This window comes from Flavobacterium caseinilyticum (assembly GCF_004349085.1).
Taxonomy (GTDB): domain Bacteria; phylum Bacteroidota; class Bacteroidia; order Flavobacteriales; family Flavobacteriaceae; genus Flavobacterium; species Flavobacterium caseinilyticum.
On sequence record NZ_SMFM01000006.1, the window covers coordinates 1 to 19537 of the forward strand.

The window sequence follows — 19537 nt, forward strand, 5'->3', positions numbered from 1 at the left end:
CAGACTTTCTACGGGTTGAACTTTATATTTTACCCAAAGAAATAATAAAAAGAAAACCAAGGTAGGACGTGCTGGATGAGCCTGTCCAAAAGACTACGGCATAATGGTTTGCTCGTTCCTCACAAACCACCCTTCGGGACTTATTCCGTTTCCTTTTGTCCTGTCTGCATCCCGTCCTTTGAAATTGCTTTCTTTTTCTTTTTTCCGATTTTCTGTTTTCTTTGGAAAAGATATTTTTATTGGTTTTGTGAGGCTCAATTATCTTTTCAAGGTTTGTCTGAAATAAAATCGCAAAGTTTCCGGAAAAACCATAAAAGCATTTTTACATTTTATGCTTTTAAAAACACTTATGCAAATAGGCAAATACCTGCAGGCTTGCACACCTGAATACCTGCAAGCCTGCAGTCCAACATACTTGCATGCTTGCATACTTGTATACTTGTATACTTGTATACTTGAATGCCTGTATTTCCTCATGCTTGCTTACTTGCATCCCTGCATACTTGAGCCTTTTCTTGAAAGAAAATATTTTAAGATACAACTCAATTATTGCATCATATAACTCTCCGCAGTCTCCTGCTTAAACAATAACACTGCCGTATGAGAAGGATCCGATTTATTTAGATATATCTTTAAAATAAATTACTTTATAACCATTACAATAAAAAAAGGGCCTCAAGCCCTTTCCATTAAAACCATATCCAATAATATTTTCGCAGGAAAATAGCAAGTTGTGTTTTGAGCTGCTTGAAATACTTTCCGCAGCTCAAAACCACTTGCCCTTGCAGGGGGCTGGAAAACGCCTCCAAAGTCGGCGTTTTATTAAAATTATAAATGGATTTACGATTAACGAATAAGTGCAGTTTTTTCAAACTGCACTTATTTATTTTTAGTCCTTTAAATATTGGTCAAACCAATCGGTAATTCGTTTTGTAAGGTCCATTTTATTCTCCTTGATTACAATTACATGCTGGTCTTTTGGATATACTAATAAAACATTCTTTTTCTTGGCTCTCCTCAATGCATTATAAAAAAGTAAACTCTGTTCGTAGGGTAAATTAGTCTCCATTTTACCCACCCAAGACAGTAACGGTGTAGTTACATTATCTGCATAAAGTATTGGTGAATTTTTTAGGTACAACTCTTTGTCCTCAAAAATAGATTTTCCTATTCTCCATTGTTGCGATTCACTTCTCCATAATTCTGGGATATTGAGACTTTTTGAGTTGCTAAAATACCAACTTACCATGTCTGAAATTGCTGCACCCGACACTGCAGCTGCAAAAATTTTCGATTTTGTAATGATGTAATTTGTTTCATAACCTCCGAAAGAATGCCCTATCAAACCAATACGCTTTGTGTCAATCATTCCTGTTTTTACAACGGCATTGTTTGCAGCAACAACACAATCCAGTGCACTATTTCCGGTTTCTCCTTCAAAATATTTCACATCAGGCATTAGTACAAAATAATTCTGTTGCACAAAATGTTTTACATTAAAACCGGTATCGTTGTATAAAGTCGGAATGCAATATTCGTACAGTGCGTTCGTGATTTGCGAGTACACATTGATTATCATTGGATATTTTTTGCCTACTTCATAATTTACCGGATAATATAATAATCCTTGCAGTTTGTCTCCTTTTGAATTCGAAAATGAAATTAGTTCTACCTTTCCTTGATTAAAGTTTTTATCATGATTATTGCTTTCAAACAGAACTTTATTTACACCGTTTTTAAATGATACAATTCTGGGAGACTGATTATGCGATTGTTCTCGATAGACATACACTTCATTATTGGCTCTGCGCAATTCATCTGATTTTGTATCATTGTTTGCTACTGGAGTTAAATTGTTGGGTGTAGAAACTAATTCAAATTGTTGTACTTTGGTGGTCGCATTTCTTGATGAAACGATTAAATCATTAGTCGCATTAATTTCAGTGAGAGCCCAACCATTGTAATTATCATTTCCTATTTGCTTTATGTTCGCACCATCTACAGTGAAGTAAGTACCGCTTTCTCGTCCATTTGTAATGCGTTTTAGTTTATTTGTTTTGATGTGAAATTGATAGACATCAAATTCGTCTTGTAACAAAAGGTATTCTCCATTATCACTCCATCCTTTTATTCCAAAAATATGTGGTCTTGTTATGTACTTTAAATCATTTGAAACCCATTCGGAACCCGTAGGTGGCACAATTGACACTGTAGATTGTGTTTTTATATTGTACAGCCACCAATTTTTATCTCTAAAATAGCATATGTACGCTCCATTTGGAGAAAAAGACAATAAGTAATTTTCACCAGGTTGCTTTTCTAAAAATAGCTTTTTGGTACCATCAGCCAGATTGTACAAGAAATAGTCAACCTCACCATAGCGCTTAAAATGAGGTGCATATGCAGTTGGATTGTAAAGTAATGCAACTGATTTACTGCCGTTAAGCTGTACAAAAGGAAGTTCTTTACTTGTAATCGTATTCCAGCGCTTTTCTTCAATAAACCAAACCGATAAAGTGGAATACCCTTCTAAATTTTCCCTACTTGCTTTTGGGTAAATCCATAAATCTTCTGTATCCCAAACCTCAACATCGCCTTTTTTTGGTGTTGCCTCTTCTTTGAGGTTCGCGATTCCAAAAAACACCCTTTTACCATCACTTGAAATTTTGAAAGATTTTGTGGTAACAATTTCATGCTTTTCAGGAAAATTTAAGAATGATTTTGGTTCAAAGGTTTGAATACTTTTATCTTGGGTTTTGTAGAAGTTCAGTTTTGTGTATTTCCCGTTGATGCCCTCTTCAAGCCAAAAAACACCTTTTCCATATTCTGCTAATGTCAGACCAGATAATTTGTTTTGCGTTGTGTGATATTCTGTTTTTTGGTTTGTCCTAAGATTTATTGTTCCGAAACTACTTTTCCCTTTATGGTTACTTAGATAAGTCAGGATATTATTAAGCTGATCCAATTGGTATTCCGTTACATTTGGAAGTTGGATGATTTCTTTATTTTTGATATTCCTTATTATTAATTCCCCATCATTGGAATAGCTCACAATAATTTTTCCGCTGTTGGCAAATTCAAAAGCAGCACTATTCGCTATAACAGTACTTTCACTACTTTCTAAGTTGGTTACTATTACTTTATCTCCTTGAAAGGCACCAAATGCAATTTCACCGCCAAATTTGCCTTGTGTTCCTAGTGGAAAACTAAATCCAATCTTTTTCTGCGTATGTTTTACAAATAATGTATCTGAACCATTGCTGTACTGCATATCAAATGATATCCAGTTTCCTTTCTGGGAAATAGCTCTGTTTTCTAATTTGCCCCACCTTTCATACTCTGCTTCAGCAATATTCTTTTTGGAATTACCCTGCCCGTAAATAGAGCAGGATATTACTATCCAAATTGTCAAAATTGTTTTTTTACAAGAATAACTGAAAGTGATAGTACTATTGTTTTTTAATAGCTTCATAACTTTAATATCCTGTGTTTTGCGGTTGTAAATTTGGATTTGCATTCAATTCTAGCTCTGGAATAGGCCACAAAATATCTGAACTGTTCCAACCTGATTTTGACACAGATAGTATTCCATCGGCTGTTCCACTGCGCTTTAAATCAAAAAAGCGATGGCCGTGTTCCGTAAAAAACTCAAATCTTCGTTGTTTTTGAATTTCAGACAAAATTTCAGTGGCGATAGATGATGTAGTTATTGGTAATCCTGCGGTCGTTCTTATTTTATTTAAATCTTCTTTTGCACCCGCTAAATCACCTTGTTTTGCTCTTGCCTCGGCTCTAATCAAATATTGTTCTGCTAAGCGCAACACAATAGAATATTCCTGCGAACTTGTTGTTGCGGTGCGCAGTTTGTATTTATTGGGATGATTCCAAGTATTTAGTCCGGCGGTAACTGACTTTGTCCAATTCACTTTGCGTTGGTCGCCTGTTTCAAATGCATTCATAAAATCGGTACGAAGCGCACAAACTGGTGGCGGTCCTGATACGAAAATAAAAGTTGTACCTTCATTACTGTTTCGTACCGCTGTTGCTGATGCTAATTGCCAAATAGTAGTTTTACTATTTCTTAGAAAAATTTTGTTTAAATCCGTTTCCCAAGCATAAAGCGGACTATTGATAACAGTAGTTGCTTCATTTGCTGCTTCTGTATTTTTATTCATGTATAAATATACTCTGGCCAGCATGGCTTTGGCCACCATTTTATTGGGTTTGGCACGATCCGAAGAACTATAATTTTCAGGCAATCTAGTACTAGCACTTTCTAAATCCTTCGCGATTGCTGCATAGACTTCATCAGCAGCACTACGCGTAACTTTTCTATTAATTTCATAATTGGTTCCTGTAATATAGGGGATGCTACCATAAATTTGCAACAGATAAAAATGCACGAGAGCACGAACGAATAGTGCTTCACCCGACACTCTATTTTTAACCGCAATAGGTAAATCAGTCGAATTTTCAATACCTTGAATAACCGAATTTGCGTTATATATTTGACTATAGCTTGAAGTCCAAAGTGACGCCACAGTAGCATTGTCAGCCGTAAGCGCATTGTTGTAAATAGGTAGCGAAATTGTAGAGTTGGTATAATCTTGTAATTCATCCGCGTACAATCCCATTCTAACAGATGCACCAGTAGGTAATCCAGATAGGATGCCGCCGTCACGAAGTTGTGCATAGATTTGTGCCATTGCTGCATTTGCTGTCAATTCACTTTCAAAAACTGTAGTTCCTGTAAGCTGAGAATTCGGTAATGGAACCTCTACAAATTCACTACAGGAACTTGAAGACAGTATTAGTGCCAAAACCAAAAGAATGCGATACACCTGAAATGGCTTTGTTTGTACCGTTATAAATTGTAAATTTTTCATATTACTATTTTTTGAGGATTAAAAGTTTAATGTCATTCCGCCACTGATCACTTTTAGCGGAGGGAGGAATCCTGAGAACTTAAACTCGGGATCACCTGCTTTGTAAGATGTAAATGTCAGTAGGTTTTGACCTTGAATAAAAAGTTTACATTTTACATTAGTGGTCGCTTGTAACGGAATATCATAGGAAAGTGATATATTTTTTAGTCTGATAAAAGAGCCGTCTGTAATTACAGCATCACTTTCTATGTACCTATAATAGGTGCTTACCGCAGCACCATTTAGTCCCGTAGTGTGCAGTTGCGAACTGCTTTGATCCCCAATTTGCTGCCAAGCATCGCCAATAGTGTTGCTTTGGTTTACTGGACCACCTCCCGGAACATTTGAAATGTAATCGTAATTATCTCTTTTTACGAACTGCAATAAAAAATCCAATTGCCAATTTTTATAGTCCAATTGGTTTTGGATGCCTCCAAAATATTTAGGAGATAAGTCCTTACTAATTTGCTTGTCGCCTGCTGTTATGCTTCCATCCCCATTTAAATCTTCAAAATCGTATAATCCTGTTTGTGGATTAACACCTTTGCTTTGGTATAATTTTACAATATCAATGGATTGTCCAATCACATACCGATTTGCAAAAGTGGAACCTGAAAGATTCGGAAAAGAAAGTAATTTATTTTTTGCAACGGCCACATTGAAGTTCGTTGACCATTTAAAAGAGTTTGAATCAATATTTAGGGTTCTTACGGAAAATTCAAAACCTGAATTTTCAACGGTAGCATCAAGATTCGCATTCAATGACAAGAAACCTGTTGTAGCTGGCATAGGAATACCCACCAATTGATCCGACGAACGATTCCTATACAACGCTAGCGTGCTAAAAATTCTGTCTTTAAAAAAACCAGTTTCTAAAGCTAATTCTAGTTTACGATTGGTTTCCCATCCAAAATCGGCATTATAAAGTCGTGTAGGTTGTAACCCAATTATGCCCTGATAATTTGCACCAGTTGTACCGTAGGTATCATAAAACTGATAATCTCCAATTTGATCATTGCCCGTAGTTCCATAACTAAAACGGAGTTTTCCAAAACTCATTTTACTATTTTCTGGATTGAATTTTTCTTTGCTAAAAATCCATGCAGCACCAATAGCACCAAAATTAGCATATTGTTTGCCTGGTCCAAATCGGCTGGATCCATCCCGACGACCTGTAAAGTTTAAAAAGTATTTTTCGTTGTAACTGTAATTGATGCGACCAAAAAAAGCTTGATAACGGTATAAAAAGGTATCGCTATTGGTTGTGTTTTTTGTAATTGCAGAAGCTAAGTTGTTAATCAGATTGTTGTTTGCAAAACCAATACCCGATTGGAATAGGCGTTCTGTACGTTGCTGTTGGCTTGTCATCCCCAGTAGCACATCAAATTTGTGGTTTCCAAAATTTTTGAAACCTCTTAGTTGTGGCTCTATAATCCATGATTGTCTGCTGGTAAGGTTTAAGTACAGTAAGGAATTGTCACTCCCAACTTCATAAACAGGATTGTAAATGGTGGATGGTATCGTTCTAACTTCCTTGGTTTTTAAATCGGTAAAACCAAAATTTGATTTTATTTCTAAACCTGGAAGTAGTTCATAAGACAACACGCTGTTGGCCACCAAGTCATTGGTGTTCGCACGGTAGGTACTTTTTAGAGGTGCCAAAGGATTTTCGAAGGTATCATTTTCCCAGTTTAAATTACCATTTGAATCGTAGAGTGCGGGAGCGTTTGGTGCCAAATAACGCGCTGTTAACGTCAAATCTGTCGCTGCTTGTAGATTATCTTGTGCCATGTAATTTCCCGAAAAAGAGATTTTGAATTTCTTATCTAAAGAAGTGTGGTTTATTGAGCTAAGAATCCCTCCTTTAATGTACCTGAAATCTCCCGGAAGGACTGTTCCTTCGGTTCTGTAGTTCCCACTAATCAAGAATTGCGTTGTTTCACTACCACCAGAGATACTGGTTCTAAAGTCATTGATTGTTGCTGAACCGCCTAATAATTCCTTTTGCCAATTGGTATATCGAGTTTGATCCCAAGTTCCATTTACATCATAATCGGTATCCGAGATTGGAATTCCATCATTGATAAATGCTTGTTTACGCATCAACAGATACTGCTGCGTATTCATCAGTTCTACAAATTTAGTAGCTGTACCAACGGCTGTTGAGGCAGTTACTGAAATGTTTGTTTTACCCGATTTTCCTTTTTTTCGAGTAATTAATACCACACCATTTGCTCCCCTTGAGCCATAAATTGCCGTTGCATCGGCATCTTTTAATACTTCAATGCTTTCTATATCATTGGGATTAACACTGTTGAGCGGGCTAGCTTGGCTTGGTAATCCCGTTGAAGTGTTCGTACTTCCTATAGACTCGTTTGAATAGGGAACTCCATCAATAATGTATAATGGTTCATTTCCATCTAGTCGAATGCTGTTGCGACCTCTAATTTTAATTTGGAAACCACCGCCGGGAGTTCCCCCATCTTGAATGATATTGACACCTGCCAATCTTCCTTGCATCGCTGCTAGTACGTTTGTGACAGGTTGCTTGTCAATGTCTTTTGCAGTAATTCTTGCAATACTTCCTGTTTGCTCTTTTTCTTTAATAGAATAATATCCAGCATTTATAACGATTTCCTCTAAAGTAGTTGCATCTTCAGTCAATTTTACATTGATAGTTACTTGATTTGCAACTACAATTTGAATTGTTTTATAGCCTAGATAGGAAAAAAACAAAACATCATTCTCCGCTGCTAGTATGGTGTAGTTTCCATTTTCATCAGAAAATGCTGTTGTTGGCTTATTTTTAACCTTTATGGTTACACCAGGAACTGTGTTGGTATCATCGGTAATTTTACCTTTGATAGATCGTGTTTGCGCATTCAATCCTGTTATGAAGCACAGGAAAAGGATGCAGGACAGTTTGGACAGTTGTGTTGTTGTCCAAAACTTCAAAAATGATTTTTTTTTCATACTTTTGAATTGGTTAAATGAGACTTCGGTTTAGTTTGCTTTGGTCCTCTATTCGTCCGGCAAGAAGAGTTAGAGGGCCTTTTTTTGTGATTAGCCTTGAAAGAAGTAAGGCATAGATTTTTATTTTTTAAGTCATAGGCGTTATCTGTATATTATTAGGTGTTGTCACATCTAAGCAAGCTGTGTGATGTGAAGATAAATAGTTATTTTTCTTAGTTATTGCTGTTTATATAAAACATTGCAGCCATAAAGCCAACAAATTATCAGTGTAATGAAAGCTAGAATTAAAGTAGCTTTTATAGTTTTATAGTATTTCATCTTTTCGTTGTTCGTTTATTATCTTTTAATTTATTATTTCGATTTGCGCTATTGCTTTACCACAGATCTTGAGAGCACTCTTTTTTTGGGTGCAAAAGCTTTTGAATTTATATTGTTTATTTAGGAAAGTACACTGCCGTTGCCAGTTGCAGCCCAACTCAGGCAGTGCGTTTCCAAACTAACTAATTCAATACGTTAATTGGTCTGCGAAACTGAAAAAAGAAGATTTGCTAAGAATAAAAGGGAGTAACTTTTGCGCATAAAAAAGGCATGGAACTCAGCTTACTGCACTAGAGGTATTGGCCATACCTTACCACAAATAAGTGAGCCCACGCCTATAGACGTGAGCATCATACTTATCATCTCGTGGTAATTTGAAAAGGCCAATTTTCTAGTACGAGATTCAAAGCGAATGCTTCAATGTTTTTGAAGTGTCGCAAAAATATTAAATTTTATCAAGTAACCAATTTATTATTAATTGTTACTCTATGACAAATATAACAAATAAAATGATTTTGTTATAAGTTCTTATAACTTTTTTAAAAATTATTTTTAGTCCTTTTGTAAAATGAGTAAGAAAAAAGACAAAAGATTGATTCAATTTGGAGCGCACTTGAGGAGTGTTAGAAAAGAATTGGGCTTAAGTCAAGATTTTGTTGCAACCAATAGTAATTTGACAAAGAGCAATATTAGTGAAATTGAGAATGGAAATAGAAACTTAGCTTTTACTACTTTTTTAGAGTTGGCAAAGGGTTTAGGGATCGATCCAAAAAAATTACTTGATTATCGAATTGATTTAAACAAAGAATAACAAATTAATCTTAATACCACTGAAAAAAGATGCTTAGGCATCTTTTTTTATTGCCTATGTGGAAAACCGTAAAGAATTTTAGAAAGGGTTTTGTACGTTAGTTATTGAATATAAATTATCGAAATGAACTTTCAGTAATTTAACCAAAAAGGTTGTATATACTAAGCTCAGTTCAAACATATATACAAGAATTACCGGGTCATAATAATAGTAAAACAACTTAAATTTATGCTCATGTAAATACGAAAAGTATTCAACAAATAAAAAGTCCATTTGATAATTTGTAAGATAATAATTAAAATGTATATTTGAATGTTATACGCTACTAAGTAGCGCCTATCCACCCAAAATAAGATGTATATGCGCTACTTTATAGCGCATATATACAAGTTGGCAGTAATGGTGCCAAAAAGACAAAATCAAACAAAAATGAATATGAAAGTATTTTTTTTCTTTATATGTTTATTGTTAGTTTCCTGTGTAGCTCAAAATGAGTTTGGCATTCATAGATATAGTAAATCAAAATATAAAATTGAAGCAAATACAAACGATGAAGCGTATTCAATTATTGATACAAATTCTATTTATAAATTTATCAAGGATAAAAGAATAAATGTAAGTCAAGGTTCTGTTCAACCCTTTTATTATAAATTTTATTCCAATGGAAGAATTGCTTGGTTTGATAGTTATTTGATAGATTTTAAAAAAGATCCGACACTCGAAGCTAAGAAAGCTCATATGGGGTTTTATAATTTTAATGGTAAAGATTTTATTGTCCAGTTTTATAATTCTAATATGAACGCAGCAGAATTAACAAATGAGATACTGTCTGTTCAAAATGACACAATGATTTTGACAAAAACCTATACAGATGCAGAAATAAAATCATATTTTTTTAAGGAAATTATTCCAAAAAATGTCAATATAACAAAACCAGATTGGTAGCATCCTGTATCAATCGCCTGAAAACCACTACTGCCAGCAGCCACTACAACGGATTTAGGCTATTGGCTTAATGGAAAGTTAGTTTTGTATTTGGGAGGATTTGGAAAACCCGAGTAATGGGCTTAATTTAGTCCTAAACCCGCTTTAGTAGCGGGACGTTATACAACAGCTTGGGAATCGTAGGAAAACAACTCGGAAATTAAAAAATATGATCAAAAGGATTTTTATACTTGGAATTGTAATGAGTTTAATCCAAACTTTGCTGTATTTCAGTTTTGTAGAATTACTTCAGTTTGCAGAAACAAAGTTTGTGGCAGAAAATAGCAGACAAATTACCGAAGGAATACTTCCTTATGTTATCCTTATCTTTTTTGAAATTGTATTGATTCAAAATATATTGTCTTCAATAGTTAACCGAAAAATGTTTACTTGGATTATGTTATCCATATCAGCCATTTTTTTATTGGCAGCATTTTTCAAGCCTTTCAGTATATGGCCTTCTCTCCCCTTTTGTTTAATAATTCTTTTACTTTTATCATGTTATGTGATTGGAGAAAAGTATTATGAAAGACTAATAAATAAGCCGATTGCATAACAGCGGTTTGCCTCAATGGCTTAATCAGTGATTCTTTAGAAAATACGCTGATAACTCAAAGTTTGGTTTATATTTGTGATTGTTCGGTGACAGGTAAGCCACTGAGGCAAGCCACCGGACGTCAAACTGTCTAATAACCTCTTTTCTTCGTTACGAATTATTTGTACTAAAAATCTTTCAAAATGTTTGCGCAACTCATTGACTTTTTGTACATTTAAGTATGAAATTCATCAACGGAACCAACAGAAACCAACTCCCGCTTTTTGCCTCATCGATAGATGATGCTATTGCGCAAGACAACGAAATCAGGCTCATTGACCTTTTTGTAGACAGTATTAAACTCCCTGATTTTGGATTCACTTTCGATTTTGTCGAAAACGGAAGACCCGCTTATCATCCTTCGGATTTGCTCAAACTCTTTATTTACGGCTATCTTAATCGCATGCGTTCCTCCAGAACTTTGGAGAAAGAATGCAGTCGTAACATTGAACTCATGTGGCTGTTGAAAGGTTTGGTTCCGGACCACAATACCATTGCTAATTTCCGTAAAAACAATCCTAAAGCCATTGCTCGCGTGTTTCGTGCAACGGTAAAACTAGCCTCCCATTTTGAACTCATTGGTGGTTCTTTGGTTGCTGGTGACAGTACCAAACTCAGAGCACAAAACTCTAAGAAAAACAATTTCAATCCCAATAAAATTGAGCGACACATTGCTTACATCGATGCCAAACTAGAAGAGTACAACTCGGCTTTAGCTAAAGAAGATGGTGATGTTCTGGAAAAACAAATTATTGCAAAGAAGATTAAAAAACATACGATTCAGAAACAAAAATACATTGGGTATCAAAATACAATTGATTCCACTGGCGTTACCCAAATCTCGACTTCAGATCCCGATAGTCGCCAAATCATGACTCGTAACAACATCTCGGAAGTGGCCTATACGATACAAACTACCGTGGATGCTTTGCACAACATTCCCATTGATTTCAAGGTGACGAATGAAAACGATTCCAAAGCCATGGGAGGAATGTTACGCCGAGCCAAAAACATTTTGGGACACAATAATTTTACCGCCATTTACGACAAAGGCTATCATACGGGAAGTGAGTTTGATTATGCAAATCGCCTTGGAATTGATGTTTTGGTCGCTATTCCAGGAGTTTCTGCTCACGCACCTGATTTGGCTTTTGATGTAGAGCATTTTAAATACAACATAACCACCGATTCCTATACTTGCCCTGCCAATGAAACCCTAACGACCAATGGAAATTGGTACGCCAAAAAGAACGGCAAATCAATAACCCAGATGAAGCATTACAAAACTACTGCGTGTTTGACTTGTGAACTGTATAAAAAATGCACCAAAAATGCCAAAGGCAGACTCATTGAAAGATCCCAGTACGCCCATTTGATTTATGAAAACAAAGTTAGAATCGACAACAATTATGAAATCTACCGTAAACGTCAAGCTATCGTAGAACATCCGTATGGAGTCATAAAGAGACAGTGGGATTTTTATTATATCATGACCAAGAAAACCATCAAACATGCCTCAGCCGATGTAGGTTTGATTTTCTCTGCTTATAATCTACGTCGAATTTTCAACCTAATTGATCAAAATCTACTAAAACAATATCTAAAAGTATTGGCGTTGTATTTTGGGACTCTAAGAGCGATTTTTGAAGATTTTTATGGACTGTTTTGTTTTACTAATCGTAAAGCGACTTTTAAACAAAAGAATTTTAATTGTAGTTTAAATCACATATATTTACTAACTGATTAAACAAATAAAGTTCGTGTAAAGGTTTTTAGACGAACTGACGTTAGCTGTTATTTTAAAAAAAGAGAGAATAGTAATGATATTATTAGGAGTTTATTGGTCGTATTATTTACCAGAATCCATTTTTCATATAAACTTTTTTAAATTCGAAGAAGCTTTAAGCGGTTTTGATGATAGACCTGCAAGTCTTACTGCAACTGTTTACACTTTTAATCCTAAAAAAGTGATTAAACGTATAAAAGAAATACACGACAAATACAATGATTGCGAGATTTGCATTTTTAGACAAGGTAATAATTTGAAAATTTCGATGGTAAATTATGCATTATACGATTATGATTTCTTTGTGTTAAATAAAATTGAATCTTATTTAAATAAAAATTGGTTAGTTTTCCAAAGAAGTGAGATTAAACATTCTAAGAACGAGAATTTAATAAGATTGAAAAAGGTTAACGAAAACTTAGAAAATGAATACAATCCAAATAAAAACATTAAAATATATTACAGCACAAGAAATAAATATAGTTCTGTTTCGAAATTTATTCATATAAATTGCTATATAGCTACAAAAATAAAATCTGCTTATATTGAAGATATTAAGGAAATAGCAATTAGTGAAAATTTGAATGTTTTGTACTATTCTGAATTTATTAAATCTGATATTTCTAATTTACATATATCGGTTTCTAACGGTAGACAAGGTATAAACGGTATCAAAAAAAACTATACCAACATAAGAAGGTTTGAAGATAAATTAAATACTTTATTTGAAAAATACAATGTTACGTTTGACTTTCAAGAAGGTTTTGATTATGATTCAAAAGGAATTACAATAGAAATGATGGTTGATGAAGATTTTGTAATCGAACGGAACAATGAATAAAAACAACAGCTAACAGGCGTTTTGATATAGTGGGGTTTTAGTGGAATTGCCGTATCGCATCACGTTTTTATTAAACAGAAAATACTCGTTTACGAAATCCCCACCATCTCAAAGCGCCAGAAACGTTAGCCATAATTTTACAAAATTCGAAATCTAAAAAATAATTTATGGAAATAATAACCAAAAATAATAGAACATTACTTTTTAGAGAATTGACAGATGAAAATTTATGGGAAAGTAAACTAGAAAATACTTCATCAATTGGTAGTACTAAATCAAATTATCAATTTTCTTTTAAAAATGATTTAATTAAAAAAGAATATATTATTGAAAATTACGACTTTAATAGTTATTTGAAAAGTTTTATAAATTATTTTATAGAGAATGAAATAAAAATATCAAAAACTACAAGAAAGGTTATAGATGATATTTCAAATATTAATGACGATGAAAAATTTATACTCAATGAAGAAAATTCTTTTCTGCATTATGTTCGTATTTTGGATATTGTAAATTATTCTTTTAAAGTTCATATTGTAACTAATTATGGTTATGAAAACTACATCATAACGTATTTACTATATGATAATGGAAATTTAACTATAACTAAAATAAAAAGAAAACTGTGTTATTAGCCTTTGATACTTATTATTATGATAACAAGGCAAAAACAGTTTGTCTTGAATTTGCAGAATGGAATGAAAATAAAATCTTCAAAATTTACACTGAAATAACAGATAATGTTGAAGAGTATATTCCGGGAGAGTTTTATAAAAGAGAGCTACCTTGCATTATTAGTTTATTAAATCAAATTGATCTAAAAAAAGTTGATACCATTATTGTTGATGGATTTGTTTATTTAGATGATGACAAGAAATTCGGTTTAGGCGGATATTTGTATGAAAAACTAAATAAAGAAATTCCAATCATTGGTGTTGCAAAAACTAATTTTGCCACAATCGAAAAACACAAAAAGACTTTATTTAGAGGTGAAAGCAAAAAACCTTTATTTATAACAGCCATCGGAATTGAAACTGAAGATGCTTTACAGAAAATAGAAAGTATGGATGGAGAGTATAGAATTCCAACTTTACTTAAAGAACTTGACCGATTAACAAAAGAAGCATAAAAACTATGGCTAACAGCTAGAGATTCGTTGCGTGCGCAGCACGAACAATGAAACTCCGGTTGAACGGAACCGTTCACTGGCAGGAACTATGGAGTTATCGTAAAGTTTTAAAGGAGAATTTCAAGAGGATTTAGTGTCCTCTTTTTTTTTGAGAAGGATTTTGGGTTTAGTTTCGTATTTTCGGTCACTTATGAACACACGTTCCCTTACCCATAAAATCAGTTTTAAAAAGAAATTGTGTTTTGGCTACCGCAAAAAAACCATCGATAGATATGGTTTCGCCACTTATCGAATTAGCATCTTTCAATAACGAAACAAATAGTTTGAAAGTGTTCTTTGATGCGATTGGATTATTTTTCTAAAATCGGTAATACTGTGGTAATAGGGACGAATATTTTCTAAAAGCCATTGCATTTCAATTTTTCTCAAACATTCTTTTTCTAGATCTCGGCCAATCCTGACCCCGTTGAGATAACCTTATAAATAGATCTTTATAAACACTTTACTATTGAAACTCGGGCGACCTTCGGTCTTGAGCGTTTTTATAGCAAAATCAAGCTTAGAGATGTCAATATATTCGACAAAGGCATCTATAAATCGCACCTGATTATCGGGACTTATAGTGTCTTCTAAACTTCAAAAACCCATTTGTTGACGTGAAATACCTGTGATATGTTATCATTCTTAAAAATACGAAAAATCTTCTTTTTATACAAGTATTTTATTATATTTGATGATAATACAACGGAGGTTTTTTCACAGACTGGCGTTATGTCTCATTATAAACACGATTTATCTAAATGACAGAAAGTTTTAACCCAAGTACATTAAGAAGTATTTCCAAAATAATTGGTGAAGAAATCTTGACTCATAAACAAATTAATGAGCAATTTCATAATTCAGGACTTATCGATACTGGTGAAGGAACGAATAAACCAGATAGAATTTATTACACATTAACATCAAGACAGAAACAAGATAATTGCGGAAATAATGTATTAAGCTTTATAGTGAAAATTATAGATCCAAAACGCTACGACGATGAAGCTAGTTTTGAAAAGCACCGAACCACTATAAATGAAAGATTACTTTATGAAGGAATCGAAATAAATAAAGAAGGAAAGCCAAAAATTGTAGATAAAGCGAAAACTATCTCAGAAGCGAAATGTCGCTCTATGAAAATAAAAGAACGAGTTCACGGAATAGGAATTCATCATGACATTTTACCGTATTGCGAATCTGAATGGCTTAACGAAAATTATTTTCACGCAATTCTTGAAATAACTAAAAGTATTGCTCATAAACTTCGCCAAAAAAGTGGTTATGTTTCAGACGGCGCAATATTAGTTGATGAATGTTTTGGGTTGGGATGTGATAAAAAGCCAATGCTAGCATTTAGCCTTTTACAATCTGAAAGTGATGAAAGTGAGCATAAAGGATTTTCTAATTTTATCAAAGGGTTTTTCAGTATGTATAGAAACCCTAAAGCGCATGACCCAAAATTATTAGAAGATACACATCTGACCGAAATGACAGAAGTATTAGTCGTTGCAACAATAATTCAAAACAAACTGGATAAAACATATAAAACCGGATATAAATAACGAGGCATAACAGCCACTAAAACGGATTTGGGCAATTGGTTTAATGGAAAGTTGGTTTTGTATTTGGAAGTTGGTGGCTATTTAACCACAAAATGGGCTAAAACAATATCTAAAAGTATTGGCGTTGTATTTTGGGACTCTAAGAGCGATTTTTGAAGATTTTTATGGACTGTTTTGTTTTACTAATCGTAAAGCGACTTTTAAACAAAAGAATTTTAATTGTAGTTTAAATCACATATATTTACTAACTGATTAAACAAATAAAGTTCGTGTAAAGGTTTTTAGACGAACTGACGTTGGCAGTAATTTTACCGCAGAAAACTAGAATTTAGAAACTTAGCACATTTTAAAAATTAAGACAGATATATTTATGGGAAATAACAAAACTCAAAAAATTCATTTTTTATACATAATTGGTATTTTAATTATGATTATCATTTGCCTATTTACGTTCAATTTTGGAGACCAAATTGAATTAGTTGCATACATATCATTTGCCTTAACAATCACCTCTTTATTTTTAGCATTAATCTCTATAATTTATGCATTCTATTCAAATATGTCCTTATCTCAAACATTGAGTCAATTAAACAGTGCGTCTAATAAGGTTGATGAATCATCAAATAAATTAACCGAAAGTACAATTAAACTTAATCAACAAATAGAAAATATTCCAGTATTACTAAAAAGTTTAGAAGGTAAAGTAGACAATACACACAAATTAGTATCTGATGTTTATAATAAAGAAATTATTCCGAAAGACGCTTCAACAACTGTAATCTCTAAAGAAATATTTGATAAATTTTATAAATTTAGTTCTCCATCAGGACTTCTTGCATTATATGCAACTTACTTAAGTTTTAAAACCAAAAAGAAATTTAGCTTAAGTGAATTAGAGTATTCAACTTCGCTGATAAAAAAAGATTACACAAATGGTTTTTTAGTTGCTTGTTCATCATTTAGTTTTTTCACAAGAAAAGATTATTCTGAAGATTGGGTAATTCCAAATTTCAATGAAGACGTTTCTGAAAATATAAAGTCTGAATTAGAAAAAAGAATATCCGAAATGGATGAAGAAGACAGAGAATATCTAACACACGAAAAGAAATTAATTGAAGATTTTTTTGAAGATTAAAATAAAAACTACTGCCAACAGCTAGAGATTCGTTGCGTGCGCAGCACGAACAATGAAACTCCGGTTGAACGGAACCGTTCACTGGCAGGAACTATGGAGTTATCGTAAAGTTTTAAAGGAGAATTTCAAGAGGATTTAGTGTCCTCTTTTTTTTGAGAAGGATTTTGGGTTTAGTTTCGTATTTTCGGTCACTTATGAACACACGTTCCCTTACCCATAAAATTAGTTTTGACATGAAACTATGTTTTGCCTACCTCCAAAAAACCATCGATAGGTATAGTTTCGCCACTCATCAAATCAGGACCTTCCAAGAACGAAACAAATAGTTTGAAAGTGTTCTTTGATGCGATTTGGTTATTTTTTGTAAAATCGGTAATACTGTGGTAATTGGAACTAATATCTTCTAAAAGCCATTGCATTTCGACGTTTCTTAAAGATTCCTTTTCAAGATCTCGACCACTTCTCACTCCGTTGAGATAACCGTATAAATATATCTTTAGAAATACTTTACTATTGGAACTCGGGCGACCTTCGATCTTGAACGTGTTTATAGCAAAATCGAGCTTAGAAATATCAATAAGCTCTACAAAGACATCTGCAAAACATATCTAATTATCAGGACTTATAGTGTCTTCTAAACTTGAAAAACGCATTTGTTGACGGGAAATACCTGTGATGTGTTGCATTCTTAAAAATACGAAAAATCTTCTTTTTATACTAGTATTTTGTTATATTTGAAGATAATACAACGGAGGTTTTTTCACAGACTGACGTTACCGGCTATAACTACCTTGGAAACCGAAAAATTTAAAAATGGATAATTTTAATAATTTACAATCTCATACTAATTTTTTTAGTATTCTTCTAGTGCTAATAGCAATATGTCTTTTCTATTATGTTGTAAAGAATTATAAAACAATCAACTCTCAGTTGAAATTGATATTGATTATTATTATAATTGCTATCCCTTTTAAAATTTATGACACAATTGGAAATGACAATCAAATACAATCTTTAGTGAAAAATTTTGATGTCACTAATGGGAAAGTTATAAAACATATAAGAGGAAAAGGAAAAGCAATTAGTTATATTGAGTTTAAATATTATGTGAATAATATTAAAATAGTTAAGCAATATGATGACACATACTACAGTAGTTTCCCTGTTGAAAAACCCAATTTTAATTCTGACTATTTAGTAATTTATGAAAAGGGAAATCCGAATAATAGTTTAATCTTATTAAACTATGAATTGAAAGATAAAAACGATTTGGAGAAATATAAAATTGAATTCCAAAAAAAAATTCCTGAAAACGCATTCAATCACTAAATTAAAAAATTTGATTGTGGAATTTTAGCGATAAACCGAAACTTTTGGAATAGGCAGACAAACGTACTCAACAAACGTGTTGTTACAGCCGGTAACAGCCGTTTCAAGCCATATGTTCGTTTTCGTTAAATAAAAACAATAATTTTCATAACTTCGTTTTTTCCTAACGGAAAAACCGCAGTTCCTAAGCCGCAAACGGCTTGAAGCGTCGGGATGTTAACAGAAACCTTTGAAAAAATGACGAAAAAAATTATAACTTCTTTAATATTAATACTTTCAACAATTCTAATATTTAGTAATACTGCTCGATATGAAGTTGCGAAAAGAGTGAATATGATTTCTGCTGGAAGTTATCCGTTTTCAGAATCTTATAAACTTCCCTATTCAGAGACTGAAGTAATAAAAGCCATCGAAAAATTTAAAGAAAAAAATCCGAAATATGAAGTCCCTGAAGTCTCAATTTCCTCTAACAATTCATTTAAATTGGAAGACACTAGATCTGAAAATGGATTATGGTTTGTTGCTTTTCTTTACGATTCAAACGAAAACAGAATTTTAAATATTGCAATAAGAGGAAATGAAACTAATACTACTTTAGAATTCGTCTCTATAAATAATGGTTTTGAAATTGGACATTGGAAAGATATAAATCGTGATTTTTCATATGATGAAAATCAACAACTAAAAAATAGTTTTGAAAAATTTTATTTAAATCCAATAAAACAAATATTAAAGAACGAATAAGGCTTCTGGTAACACACGTCTTGCGCCATTTGCGAATTTAGTGGAATTACCGTTTTTTATCGTATTTTCGTTTAGCCGAAAATACTCGTCTTCGTAAGTCGCAAACGGCACAAGGCGCGAGAACGTCAGGCTGTGAAAAAACCTCTTCAAATCTAGAAAGTATTCGGAGGGCTCCAAAGAATAATCTCAAATATGGAATTCTCATGAGGTTGATTTTAGTTTTTTCACAGACTGACGTTAGTGGCAAGCTGTCCGCAGAATCGCAGAAAATCATTAAAAACAGAATATGAAATTATTATATTTTACATTTTTACTCATCTTAACAAATAGCTTTTACACAACAGCACAAGAAATTTCTGTAAA

General features: G+C 33.1%; 16 protein-coding genes. 11 read left to right on the top strand and 5 right to left on the bottom strand.

The genetic code is table 11. The features are described from left to right. Positions 1-93 precede the first annotated feature (93 nt). The 4 genes from E0F89_RS17140 to E0F89_RS12175 all read right to left on the bottom strand — a co-directional run bounded on the left by E0F89_RS17140 (position 94) and on the right by E0F89_RS12175 (position 7898). Positions 94-258, bottom strand: coding sequence for a hypothetical protein (locus E0F89_RS17140; protein ID WP_165930014.1), 165 nt, complete (start codon positions 256-258; stop codon positions 94-96). A 631-nt stretch (positions 259-889) separates the two neighbouring features. After that, positions 890-3472 carry a S9 family peptidase gene (locus tag E0F89_RS12165; protein ID WP_165930024.1) on the bottom strand — a complete coding sequence of 861 codons (2583 nt, stop codon included), beginning with the start codon at positions 3470-3472 and terminating at the stop codon, positions 890-892. A gap of 4 nt (positions 3473-3476) precedes the next feature. Next, complete coding sequence (locus tag E0F89_RS12170) at positions 3477-4886, bottom strand: RagB/SusD family nutrient uptake outer membrane protein (RefSeq protein WP_131910059.1); 1410 nt, start codon at positions 4884-4886, stop codon at positions 3477-3479. A gap of 18 nt (positions 4887-4904) precedes the next feature. Then, complete coding sequence (locus E0F89_RS12175; protein WP_131910060.1) at positions 4905-7898, bottom strand: SusC/RagA family TonB-linked outer membrane protein; 2994 nt, start codon at positions 7896-7898, stop codon at positions 4905-4907. 886 nt (positions 7899-8784) lie between these two features. On the opposite strand from E0F89_RS12175, the gene E0F89_RS12180 reads away from it, so the two are divergent. From E0F89_RS12180 to E0F89_RS12225, 9 genes are all read left to right on the top strand, one after another. Beyond that, the gene (locus tag E0F89_RS12180) at positions 8785-9027 is read left to right on the top strand and encodes a helix-turn-helix domain-containing protein (protein ID WP_131910061.1); all 243 of its coding nucleotides are present in this window, start codon (positions 8785-8787) and stop codon (positions 9025-9027) included. A gap of 429 nt (positions 9028-9456) precedes the next feature. Further along, the gene (locus E0F89_RS12190; RefSeq protein ID WP_131910062.1) at positions 9457-9972 is read left to right on the top strand and encodes a hypothetical protein; all 516 of its coding nucleotides are present in this window, start codon (positions 9457-9459) and stop codon (positions 9970-9972) included. A 241-nt stretch (positions 9973-10213) separates the two neighbouring features. Then, a complete protein-coding gene (locus E0F89_RS12195; protein WP_165930025.1) occupies positions 10214-10567 on the top strand; it encodes a hypothetical protein in 354 nt (117 codons plus the stop codon). Positions 10568-10787: 220 nt separating this feature from the next. Next, the gene (locus tag E0F89_RS12200) at positions 10788-12353 is read left to right on the top strand and encodes an IS1182 family transposase (protein ID WP_165930026.1); all 1566 of its coding nucleotides are present in this window, start codon (positions 10788-10790) and stop codon (positions 12351-12353) included. Between the two features lie 73 nt (positions 12354-12426). Then, positions 12427-13233, top strand: coding sequence for a hypothetical protein (locus E0F89_RS12205; protein WP_131910064.1), 807 nt, complete (start codon positions 12427-12429; stop codon positions 13231-13233). Positions 13234-13400: 167 nt separating this feature from the next. Further along, positions 13401-13868 (top strand): hypothetical protein, encoded by a 468-nt coding sequence (locus tag E0F89_RS12210; protein ID WP_131910065.1) that lies wholly within the window; start codon positions 13401-13403, stop codon positions 13866-13868. Then, a complete protein-coding gene (locus E0F89_RS12215) occupies positions 13859-14362 on the top strand; it encodes an endonuclease V (protein ID WP_131910066.1) in 504 nt (167 codons plus the stop codon). Before E0F89_RS12210 ends, E0F89_RS12215 begins: the two co-directional genes overlap by 10 nt. Positions 14363-15162: 800 nt before the next feature. Next, positions 15163-15966, top strand: coding sequence for a TIGR02391 family protein (locus tag E0F89_RS12220; protein ID WP_131910067.1), 804 nt, complete (start codon positions 15163-15165; stop codon positions 15964-15966). Between the two features lie 370 nt (positions 15967-16336). Beyond that, positions 16337-17101, top strand: coding sequence for a hypothetical protein (locus tag E0F89_RS12225; RefSeq protein WP_131910068.1), 765 nt, complete (start codon positions 16337-16339; stop codon positions 17099-17101). 239 nt (positions 17102-17340) lie between these two features. Here the strand turns inward: E0F89_RS12225 and E0F89_RS12230 are convergent, their stop codons facing one another. Beyond that, entirely contained in the window at positions 17341-17709 is a 369-nt protein-coding gene (locus E0F89_RS12230) for a transposase (RefSeq protein WP_131910069.1), read from the bottom strand. A 205-nt stretch (positions 17710-17914) separates the two neighbouring features. Here E0F89_RS12230 and E0F89_RS12235 point away from each other — a divergent pair, with 205 nt between their 5' ends. Together E0F89_RS12235 and E0F89_RS12240 are read left to right on the top strand one after the other, a co-directional pair. Next, entirely contained in the window at positions 17915-18430 is a 516-nt protein-coding gene (locus E0F89_RS12235; RefSeq protein WP_131910070.1) for a hypothetical protein, read from the top strand. Positions 18431-18643: 213 nt separating this feature from the next. Continuing rightward, on the top strand, positions 18644-19174 hold the full coding sequence (locus tag E0F89_RS12240) for a hypothetical protein (RefSeq protein ID WP_131910071.1): 531 nt from the start codon (positions 18644-18646) through the stop codon (positions 19172-19174). Positions 19175-19537: the final 363 nt, after the last annotated feature.